At 58.5% G+C, this 9,957-nt stretch carries 12 protein-coding genes and 1 pseudogene; 10 read left to right on the forward strand and 3 right to left on the reverse strand.

What is annotated here, in order from left to right; translation table 11 throughout:
• The 4 genes and pseudogenes from QZL67_RS01380 to QZL67_RS01395 form a co-directional block, all read left to right on the forward strand.
• On the forward strand, nucleotides 1–331 hold a 331-nt coding region (locus QZL67_RS01380; protein ID WP_292919622.1), incomplete at its 5' end, for a permease.
• Between the two features lie 20 nt (nucleotides 332–351).
• The gene (locus QZL67_RS01385) at nucleotides 352–693 is read left to right on the forward strand and encodes a thioredoxin family protein (protein ID WP_022288994.1); all 342 of its coding nucleotides are present in this window, start codon (nucleotides 352–354) and stop codon (nucleotides 691–693) included.
• Nucleotides 694–717: 24 nt separating this feature from the next.
• Nucleotides 718–834 (forward strand): annotated as a pseudogene (locus QZL67_RS01390) (arsenate reductase ArsC); the annotation flags it as partial.
• 62 nt (nucleotides 835–896) lie between these two features.
• Nucleotides 897–1,151 carry a hypothetical protein gene (locus QZL67_RS01395; protein ID WP_022288995.1) on the forward strand — a complete coding sequence of 85 codons (255 nt, stop codon included), beginning with the start codon at nucleotides 897–899 and terminating at the stop codon, nucleotides 1,149–1,151.
• Here the strand turns inward: QZL67_RS01395 and brnQ are convergent.
• Nucleotides 1,148–2,464, reverse strand: a complete 1,317-nt coding sequence (gene brnQ, locus QZL67_RS01400) for a branched-chain amino acid transport system II carrier protein (RefSeq protein ID WP_022288996.1) — start codon at nucleotides 2,462–2,464, stop codon at nucleotides 1,148–1,150. The two genes, QZL67_RS01395 and brnQ, sit on opposite strands and share 4 nt — an antisense overlap.
• A gap of 286 nt (nucleotides 2,465–2,750) precedes the next feature.
• On the opposite strand from brnQ, the gene QZL67_RS01405 reads away from it, so the two are divergent.
• Nucleotides 2,751–3,578 (forward strand): DUF4358 domain-containing protein, encoded by an 828-nt coding sequence (locus QZL67_RS01405; protein WP_022288997.1) that lies wholly within the window; start codon nucleotides 2,751–2,753, stop codon nucleotides 3,576–3,578.
• A 103-nt stretch (nucleotides 3,579–3,681) separates the two neighbouring features.
• Here QZL67_RS01405 and QZL67_RS01410 read toward each other — a convergent pair whose 3' ends face one another.
• On the reverse strand, nucleotides 3,682–4,803 hold the full coding sequence (locus QZL67_RS01410) for a DUF362 domain-containing protein (protein WP_022288998.1): 1,122 nt from the start codon (nucleotides 4,801–4,803) through the stop codon (nucleotides 3,682–3,684).
• An 88-nt stretch (nucleotides 4,804–4,891) separates the two neighbouring features.
• Complete coding sequence (locus tag QZL67_RS01415; RefSeq protein WP_022288999.1) at nucleotides 4,892–5,302, reverse strand: hypothetical protein; 411 nt, start codon at nucleotides 5,300–5,302, stop codon at nucleotides 4,892–4,894.
• Nucleotides 5,303–5,517: 215 nt separating this feature from the next.
• Between QZL67_RS01415 and murI the strand changes: the two genes are divergently transcribed.
• The 5 genes from murI (at nucleotide 5,518) to QZL67_RS01440 (ending at nucleotide 9,857) form a co-directional block, all read left to right on the forward strand.
• A complete protein-coding gene (gene murI, locus QZL67_RS01420) occupies nucleotides 5,518–6,333 on the forward strand; it encodes a glutamate racemase (protein ID WP_022289000.1) in 816 nt (271 codons plus the stop codon).
• A complete protein-coding gene (locus tag QZL67_RS01425; RefSeq protein WP_022289001.1) occupies nucleotides 6,320–6,766 on the forward strand; it encodes a DUF1934 domain-containing protein in 447 nt (148 codons plus the stop codon). Before murI ends, QZL67_RS01425 begins: the two co-directional genes overlap by 14 nt.
• A 99-nt stretch (nucleotides 6,767–6,865) precedes the next feature.
• The gene (gene argS / locus QZL67_RS01430) at nucleotides 6,866–8,611 is read left to right on the forward strand and encodes an arginine--tRNA ligase (RefSeq protein WP_022289002.1); all 1,746 of its coding nucleotides are present in this window, start codon (nucleotides 6,866–6,868) and stop codon (nucleotides 8,609–8,611) included.
• A 185-nt stretch (nucleotides 8,612–8,796) separates the two neighbouring features.
• Nucleotides 8,797–9,525, forward strand: a complete 729-nt coding sequence (locus QZL67_RS01435; RefSeq protein ID WP_292919624.1) for an AzlC family ABC transporter permease — start codon at nucleotides 8,797–8,799, stop codon at nucleotides 9,523–9,525.
• Nucleotides 9,522–9,857, forward strand: a complete 336-nt coding sequence (locus QZL67_RS01440; protein WP_022289004.1) for a branched-chain amino acid transporter permease — start codon at nucleotides 9,522–9,524, stop codon at nucleotides 9,855–9,857. Before QZL67_RS01435 ends, QZL67_RS01440 begins: the two co-directional genes overlap by 4 nt.
• Nucleotides 9,858–9,957 lie beyond the last annotated feature (100 nt).

The raw sequence follows: 9,957 nt of genomic DNA on the forward strand, positions 1-9,957 counted from the left end.
GGCGATCATCCACAACTGGATCCCGGAAAGCTGGGTCGAGACGGTGCTGGGGGGTGACAATCCCTTTGGCGTGGTGCTGGCAACGGTAGTAGGAATTCCCATGTATGCGGATATTTTTGGAACGATCCCTGTGGCAGAGGCCCTGCTTGCAAAGGGGGCGCTGCTTGGGACGGTGCTGGCATTTATGATGGCAGTCACCACATTGTCCCTGCCGTCTCTGGTGATGCTGCGCAAAGCGGTCAAACCGCGGCTGCTGGCGCTATTTGTTGCAATCTGTGCGATTGGGATTATCACAGTGGGGTATCTCTTTAATGTACTCCCTATTTTTTAAATTCAGGAGGGATTGAAACTATGTGGCTGTTTGGAAAAAAGAAAGAAACGTGCAAGACTTGCGGGTGTGGGAATCCCTGCGGGGACAAACCTGCGGAACAGACCGGAACGGGAGCATCCGTGCGTATTCAGGTGCTGGGTTCCGGCTGTGCGAAATGCAATGCGCTGGAAGAAGCCGTTCGTGAGGCGCTGGCAGAGTTGAAGATTGATGCCGAAATCCAGCATGTGACGGACTTCACACAGATTGCCGCCTATGGTGTGATGACTACGCCGGCACTAGCGGTGGAGGGAAAAGTGGTTTCCTGCGGAAAGGTTTTGAAAAAGGAAGAGGTGGAGCAGCTGCTTCAGGATGCCCGGAGGTAAAAAAGGAATGCAGGAAAACCCAAAGTGGCCTTCATCTGTGTTCACAATTCCTTCCGCAGCCAAATTGCAGAGGCGTTGGGAAAACATCTGGCCGAAGAGGTATTTGAGAGCCATTCTGCCGGAACGGAAATTGGACCGGAGACAATCCCGATGACGCTGATGCAACTGCGTCCCAGCTGGGCATCCGGGAACAGCCCCATCTGATGGCACTGTCCCGGAAGATGATGACTGCTATTCGCCTGAATCTCAGCTTTTCCATGGGATTGCATTTCCTGGCCATCGTGCTGACCATTACCGACGTGCTCGATCCGGTCAGCGGTGTGCTGGGCCACAATGCAGGGGCGGCGCTGATGATCCTCAACTCCACTTTGCTGCTGCGGTGGAAAAAAGACGGAGCGTTCTTAAATGAAAAAATACCCCGCGGCTTAGCCGCGGGGTATTTTTATGGCACCTCTTAAAGATCGAGATCCTCTGCCGGGTATACCTGGGCGGAGGAGGCGGCACTGCTGCCGGGAAGCAGGAATCCGATGGCACCCAGTACCAGCGAGGGAACCAGCCATCCGAAGCCCAGAGAGGACAACGGCAGATAGTCCAAAAAGCTCAGAGGCACGCCGAAGGTGTTGTTGAGTACGCTCAAAACGCTGAACAGCAGTGCCCCCAGCGTGGCCAGCCGATAGACCCAGTCGCTGCGGATGCGGTTGCTGAAAAATGCCAGCAGAATCAGTACCAGCGTGGGAGGATAGACGATATCCAGGATGGGGGAGGCGATGGAAATGATCTGGTCCAGGCCAAAGTTGGACACCACGGCGCTGAACACGCAGAAGACAACCACCAGGGCCTGATAGGAGATCTTCCCGCCGGAGAGGGAGGAGAAGAAGTCGGCGGCGGAACTGACCAGTGCCACCGCGGTGGTGATGCATGCCAGCGCCACCACAATGGCAAAGAGAATAATGCCGCCCTGGCCCATCAGGTTGCGGACAATGGCGATCACCAGGAATGTCCGGTTGACGGTCAGATCAAAAAAGCGCGCGGTGGTAGCGCCCAGATAGGTCAGACCCATGTACACGACCAGCAGGGCAAGACCTGCCACGACGCCGGCTCCGGCTACCACCCGAGCCTGGTCTCCAGGCTCCGTGTGCCCTTTATCCCGGGCACTTTTCAAAATGATGATGCCGAATACCATGGCGGCCAGGACATCCATGGTCTGATATCCGGCTTCAATGCCGGTCTGCGGGACATTGTCCACCAGTGTGGTGGTGGAGATGGGACCAATGGGGTTCACAATCCCCATAACGATCAGAATCAGCAGGCCGATCAGCAGGCCGGGAGTGAGGATTTTTCCCACAATGTCTACCACGGCGGACTGCCGGATACAAAGCAGCAGGATCAACGCGAAAAACAGCGCGGAGAACAGCACGGGACTCACGCCCGCAATCAGCGGGCAGACAGACATTTCATAGGTGCTGGCTGCGGTTCGCGGGATGGCCAGCATGGGGCCGATACAAAGCACGATGGCACACATCAGCAGTGTGGAGGGAATCCGCCCGATCCGGCGTGTAACGCCCTCAGAGCCGCCGCAGTGGAGAATGGCAAACAGGGCCGCCAGCGCAAGGCCGATATCAGCGATATAGTAGCAGATAAAACCCAGCACCCATTGGGCACCGGACTCCAGACCGAGATAGGGGGGAAAGATCACGTTGCCGGCGCCGAAAAACATGGAAAACAGGGCAAATCCGATGACAAATATATCGCTTTTTCGCGTGTGCTTCATGAAACGCCTCCTTGTAGTGTGCCAGCTGAAGACCGCCTTGGAAAGAAAGACGGATAGACAGCTGCGCTGCTTTTCATACATGGTTTGAATTATGCAAAATGATTGTAAATCATTTAAAAACAAAAGTCAATATTGTACAAAATGGATAATCGCATGAAAAATAGGTGCGTTGTCTGCAGAAAAAAGAAAACAGGTGGGAACTTTTTGCGGAAATGCTGCGTCTGAACCGACAACAATCACGAGTGAAATTGTCCGTATTTCAAGGAAAAATAAGGAGAGATAAGAGATGAACTGGAAAAAGCGCGGTCTTGTCCTGATGTTGGCCCTGTCCCTGGTACTGTGCCTGGCGGCCTGCGGAAACGAGACATCCGACGATGCCAAAGAACCCGAAGAAAATGTTCAGGAGGAGACCCAGCAGGGCGGTGAGCAGTCCACCGCCCACGGCGGCGAGGCGGACGAGATCCTGATGGAGACGGAAGATGGGCAGCAGACAGATCCCCAGGATGTGGAGAATCTGCCTGCCCAGGAAGGAGAACTGGGAACGCTGGGGACCCGCCCCGCTGACCAGACGGAAAAGCCCGCCGCCAGTACGGTGCAAAAGCCTACCGGCAGCACAGCGCAAAAGCCCTCCAAGCCTTCGGCCTCCAAGCCTACGGCACCTGAGAACCAGAAGCCGGTGCAGAAGCCGGCGGAGGAGAGCAGCAAGGACGTGGATCTGACGGCCTTCTATGAGTCTTTGCCCGGCAGTGTGGAAAACTGGCCGTCCATGATGGCGATGAGCCAGGAATCTGTGGACGCGTTTTACCCCGGCCTTTCCGACATTTCCACTAAGCAGTGCAGCGTTTACATGGCCATGATCTCCGCCAACGTGGGCGAAATCGCGCTGGTGCAGGTGGAAAACGCCGGTGATGTGCAGAAGGTAAAAGACATTTTCCAGGCCCGGATCGATTATCAGGTGGGCGATGAAACCAACCCCGGCGGCGCCTGGTATCCTGCGACGATCGAGGGATGGAAGAACGATTCCCGGATCGTCTCCAACGGTAATTATGTGATGCTGATCGCCGTGGAAGGGGCGGACAGCGTTGTGGATAGCTTCAACGCGCTGTTTGCCTGATGTGGAATCAAAGAAATCAAAAAGAGGCCGGCGGACTGCCGGCCTCTTTCTTTTTTTGGTTTCTGCACCAGGAACTCCCGGAAAAAGGGCGGTGCCCGGAAAATCAGATCTTGACGAGTTCGTACTCCCGGGTGCCCAGCCCAAGCTTCTCTGCATGCTCCAGGCATACCTGCCACTCGGTATCGGGGTGGACGGCGTGGAAAACATCCTGGTCGCTGCAGTTGCAGCCCTCGTCATAGACGGCGGAGTTGCGGAACGGCGTCTGGGCCAGCACCGCATCGGCACAGGCCTGATCCAGCGCCACGGGGTCGAAGGAGGCAAACATGCCCACGTTGGGGACGATGGGCGCATCGTTTTCGGCGTGGCAGTCGCAGTTGGGGGAGACGTCCAGCACCAAAGATACATGGAAGCAGGGACGCCCGTCCACCACGGCCTTGGTATACTCGGCAATCTTCTTGTTGAGGATGGCAGGTGCCTCATCGTCCCGGGAAGCGATGGCGTCCTTGGGGCAGATGGCCAGGCACCGGGCGCAGCCCACACACTTGTCGGTGTTGATGGTGGCCTTACCGTCGGGACCAAACTCCGGTGCGTCGTGGGCGCAGATCTTGGCGCAGGCGTGGCAGCCAATGCACTTCTTCTGATTGACGAAGGGCTTTCCGGAGTTGTGCTGCTCCATCTTGCCGGCCCGGGAGCCGCAGCCCATGCCGATGTTTTTCAGCGTACCGCCCATACCCGCCTGCTCATGGCCCTTGAAGTGGGTCAGGGAAACAAAAACATCCGCGTCCATCACAGCCCGGCCGATTTTGGCCTTCTTCACATATTCGCCGCCTTCCACAGGGACCTCCACCTCATCGTTGCCCTTCAGTCCGTCGGCAATGATGACGTGGCAGCCGGTGGAATAGGGGGTGAAGCCGTTGACATAGGCGGATTCCAGGTGATCCAGAGCGTTTTTCCGACCGCCCACATACAGCGTGTTGCAGTCCGTCAGGAAGGGCTTGCCGCCCTGGCTCTTCACCAGATCTACCACCACCTTGGCCCAGTTGGGACGCAGATAGGCCAGGTTCCCCGGCTCACCAAAGTGCATCTTGATGGCGACGAACTTACCATCCATGTCGATGTCGCCGAAACCGGCGGTCATCATCAGACGGGCCAGCTTCTGGGGAAGATTCTCCCGCCAGCTGGGACAGCGGAAATCCGCGAAATACACCTTTGCTTTTTCTGCCATGTTCCAAACTCCTTTTCCCTCGTTTTTCCCGAATGTTGTTGCTGCGTGCAAACGGGGGAGACGGCCATCTCCCCCGCTTTTTCCTGTTTCAGTCCAGATCCACGCTGATGTTGTCGGTCCCGTGAGCGTCGAACTCGGAGAGATAGGCGTCGATGCGCTCCATCAGCTCACTGTAATTCTCGCGGGTCAGCGGCTCTCCGTCCATATCCCGCAGGGCCAGTTCCTCCGCCAGAATCTCATAAAACACCACGTCCTCGTAGTGCTCGATGGCCTCGTGGATACCGCCGTCGGCGAAGGCCCGGGAGGGGATCAGCTCTCCCTGATACAGCTCCACCAGCTTGCTCATGCGATGGTGCAGGCAGTGGGAGAAAATCAGGCTTTCCACCTGGTCGTATTCCCGGATGCGGTCATCCTCACGGGTGGAATTGATCACCCAGTTTCCTATGTACACCAGATCCAGCAGATACCGGAACTGCTGCTCGGTCAATTCGATCTTCATGGGCAAACACCTCCCAGCTTGCATGCTTATGAGGAGATTATAGCAGAGCACAGCATAAAATTCCACCTAAAAAAATGAACAAAAACACTAAAATCTGTCTTGCGGGAGTCTTACACCCATAGTATAATATATCATTCGGATGCCAGGGGTGACAGCGCGAAAAAAACGGCCCCTGGCCCCGCCTTCGGGGCGGGGAAAGGAGCGTTGCTGTTTTTATGGATATGCGGCCGATCGGGGTGTTCGACTCCGGCTTGGGCGGTTTGACGGCAGTCCACTCTCTCTGGCAGATTCTGCCGGAGGAAACTCTCATTTATTTCGGGGATACTGCCCGGGTGCCGTACGGCGGCCGGTCCCGGGAGACCATTTTGCAATACGCCCGGCAGGATGTGCGCTTTTTGCGGTCCTTTGACCTCAAGGCCATCCTCATCGCCTGCGGTACCGTCACCACCACATCGCTTCCCACGCTGCAGGCGGAAAACAACCTGCCCATCGTCGGCGTGGTGGAGCCTGCCTGCCGGCGGGCACTGGCGGTGACCAAAAATAAGCGGATCGGCATGATCGCCACCCAGGCCTCTGTCCGCTCCGGCGCCTACGAGGCCACTCTGCGGCAGATGGACCCGGAGGTGGAGGTGCTCTGCAAGGCCTGCCCGCTGCTGGTGCCTCTGGTGGAGAACGGCCGCATCCGGCGGGGAGACGTGGTCATCGAGACGGTGGTGCGGGAGTATCTGGAACCGCTGCGGGCCACCGGTATCGATACGCTGATTCTGGGCTGTACCCATTACCCGCTGCTGACGGATATCATCGCCGATGTCATGGGGCCGGGGGTCACGCTGGTCTCCTCCGGTGAGGAGTCTGCCTTTGAACTCAAGCGGATGCTCAAGGCCAGCGGATTGCGGGCGGACGAGAATCACCGGGGCGAGACGGAGTTTTACGTCAGCGACCGGGCGGAGGATTTTGAGCGCACGGCCTCTTTGTTCCTGCAGGAGGATCTGCGCCACACGGCACGGAGGATCGACATTGACCAGTATTGAAACAGCCCGGGAAAAACTGCCGGTGCTGCTCTCCATCCGGGGCGAGCAGTATTTTGACGACGTGGACCCGGATGCCACGGAGCTGATGACCGAGGGAACGCTGGAAGTGACGGAGAATGGCCTGCGGCTGGTCTATCAGGAAAGCGCCCTGACCGGAATGGAGGGGACCACCACCGTTTTTGAGGTCAGCGGTCCCCGGGTGACGCTGACCAGGCAGGGCGGTGTGAATTCCCAGATGATTTTTGAGGAGGGACGCCAGCATACGTCCCTGTACGAGACCCCGTTCGGCGAGCTGACGGTGGATATCCAGACCAGCCTTCTGCGGCACAACCTCAGCGAGCGGGGTGGTGTGATGGAGATCAAATACTCCATTGCTGTGGAGCACACCGTCACGGGGAAAAACTGCTTTAAAATCCGGGTGAAGCGGAAATAATTCACCCGAAAATCCGGAACAGACAGCCGGAGCGTGCCGGCTTTGGAGGGGTCCGAAGCCGTCGGAGAATCACAACCACAAAAGAGAGGAATGGACGATATGATCAACATGGTGCAAAACGCGAAAGAGCAGGCGGCGGCGCTGGCCATGACTGCCTATCAGGCGGCGGTGGCGGATGGGACGCTGCCCCAGGCGGAGGTCAAGACCGCCCCGGTGGAGATCCCCAAGGACACTGCCAACGGCGATTTTACCACCACTTTTGCCTTGGCGGCCTCCAAGGCGCTGCGCAAGTCCCCCCGGGATATTGCCAAGGCGCTGCTGGATCACATGGAGCTGAAGGGTTCCTATTTTACCTCCGCTGAGATTGCGGGGCCCGGGTTCCTCAACTTCCGCCTCAACGACACCTGGTACGCCGGCGTAATGGACGCGGTGGAGACTGAGGGAGCGGACTACGGCACCTGCGACACCCACAAGGGACAGAAGATCATGGTGGAGTTTGTTTCCGCCAATCCCACCGGTCCCATGCACATGGGCAACGCCCGGGGCGGCGTGCTGGGCGACACTCTGGCCAGTGTCCTTACCGCCTGCGGTGCGGATGTGACCCGGGAGTTCTATGTCAACGATGCCGGCCATCAGATCGACAAGTTTGCCCACTCCATTGAGGCCCGCTACCTTCAGATCATCAAGGGGGAGGACGCGGTTCCCTTCCCGGAGGACGGCTATCAGGGAGGAGATATCCGGGACCTGGCCCAGGCCTATTATGACCAGCACGGCGAGGAGCTTTTAAACGTCCCCGAGGCGGAACGGCAGGCGAAGCTGGCTCAGTTCGGCCTCTCCGTGAACCTGCCCAAGATGAAGAGCGACCTGGCCCGCTACAAGATCCACTATGACAACTGGTTTTACGAGTCCACCCTCCATGAGAGCGGATATGTTGCCGAGACGGTGAATCTGCTGACGGAGAAGGGCTGGACCTACGAAAAGGACGGTGCACTGTGGCTCAAGACCGCCGACATCCTCCGGGAGCACTTCCGCAAGGCCGGCAAGAAGGAAGCGGACATCGAGAAGCTGGACCTCAAGGATGACGTGCTGCGCCGGGCCAATGGGTTCTATACCTACTTTGCCGCCGATATTGCCTACCACCGCAACAAGTTTGCCGTCCGGGGCTTCGACAAGGTCATCAACGTCTGGGGCGCCGACCACCACGGCCATGTGGCCCGCCTGAAGGGAGCACTGGACGCGCTGGGCCTCAATGGTTCCGAGCGGTTGGACATCGTGCTGATGCAGCTGGTGAAGCTCCTGCGGGACGGCGAGGTGGTGCGGATGTCCAAGCGCACCGGCAAGGCCATCTCCCTCTCCGACCTGCTGGACGAGGTCAGCGTGGATGCCGCCCGGTGGTACTTCAACGCCAAGCCCGACACCCAGATGGAGTTTGACCTGGGCCTTGCCGTCCGGGAGGACTCCGAGAACCCCATTTACTATGTGGAATATGCCCACGCCCGGATCTGCTCTCTGCTGCGGGCTCTGGCGGAGGAGGGTGTTTCCGTCCCTCAGGAGGCGGACGTGGACATGTCGCTGCTCTCCGGGGAGACGGAGCGGGCCCTCATCAAGCAGATCGCCCAGTTCTGTGAGGAGATCAAGCTGGCGGCCCGGGATTATGACCCCAGCCATATCAACCGCTATCTCCAGGAACTGGCGGGCTGCTTCCACCGCTTTTACACTGCCTGCCGTATCAAGGGTGAGGAACCCGCGGTGCAGGCGGCCAGGCTGAAGCTGGCGGACGAGACCCGTATCGTGCTGCGCAACGGCCTCAAGCTCATCGGAGTGGACGCTCCCGAGAAGATGTGATCCGTCTCCGGCGGTATGCCTGAACTGCTGAGAATGCCGCACCGGGGAACCGGTGCGGCGTTTCTTTTTCACCGGGGCAGGCAATGTGAATGAGAATGCCGCCTGCCGCAGCTGGTCCAACCCGGACGGCTGCCTGCGGAGTATTTTGTGAAGGAAACGGAGTGTTTGGAGGGAGTATGGGAGACATGGAAACCACAACCGCGCCCGACCGGTGGAGCAGGGCATTTCGGGCGGCTTTCCCGGCCACCATCCCGGTGATGACAGGATTCCTGTGCCTGGGCCTTGCCTACGGCGTGCTGATGCAGACCAAGGGATATGGACCGCTCTGGTCCACGCTCATGAGTGCCGTTGCCTTTGGCGGCAGCATGCAGTATGTGGCCATTACCCTGCTGACCACGGCGTTCGATCCGCTCCAGGCATTCTTGCTTTCGGTGATGGTTAATGCCCGACATATGTTTTACGGCCTGGCGCTGCTGGATAAATACAAGGGATTGGGCCGGGTACGGGGCTTTCTCATCTATGTGCTCTGTGATGAGACCTTCTCTCTGGTATCCACGGTGGAGCCGCCGGAGGGCGTGGAACGCCGAGATTTTTACCTGTGCATCTCCCTGTTGGACTATGGATACTGGGTCCTGGCCACGGCGCTGGGGGGGCTGCTGGGAAATTTCCTGACATTCGATACCACCGGCATGGATTTTGCACTGACGGCCCTCTTTGTGGTGCTGTTTCTGGAGCAGTGGAGCCGCCCGGAGAACCGGGCTTCCGGCGTGATTGGGATTGTCTGCGCTGCTGTGAGCCTCGCACTCATCGGGGCGGACAATATGGTCATTCCCGCCATGGTACTGATCCTGGTGGTGCTGCTGGCTGGGCGGAGACGGCTGGACCGGACAAAGAGAGAGGAGGAACCGGTATGAGGCTCTCACCTGCGGAGACGGTGGGCATCATTCTGGCGGTGGCTGCCGGGACCCAGCTGACCCGATGGCTGCCGTTCTGGCTGTTCCCGGAAAGCCGGAAGCCGCCGGCGGTGGTCACTTACCTGGGACGGGTGCTGCCGCCTGCCATGATGGGGCTTTTGGTGGTATACTGCCTCAAGGGAGTTGCTTGGCTGGAAGCGCCCCACGGCGCACCGGAGATGATCGCGGTGGCGGTGGTGACTGCCCTGCACTGCTGGAAGCGGAACGTGCTGCTCTCTATTGCCGGGGGGACTGTGGTGTACATGGTGCTGGTGCAGCAGGTATTTGCCTGACAGCCGCGCATAGTTTGGGAAAAAGTGCATAAACTGGAGCTGCGGACCCCTTGGCCCGCAGCTCTTTTTTTGCGGAAAGTCCAATGGTAATAAGTCAAGA

Source organism: Oscillibacter sp. CAG:155, assembly GCA_000436875.1.
Classification (GTDB): domain Bacteria; phylum Bacillota; class Clostridia; order Oscillospirales; family Oscillospiraceae; genus Oscillibacter.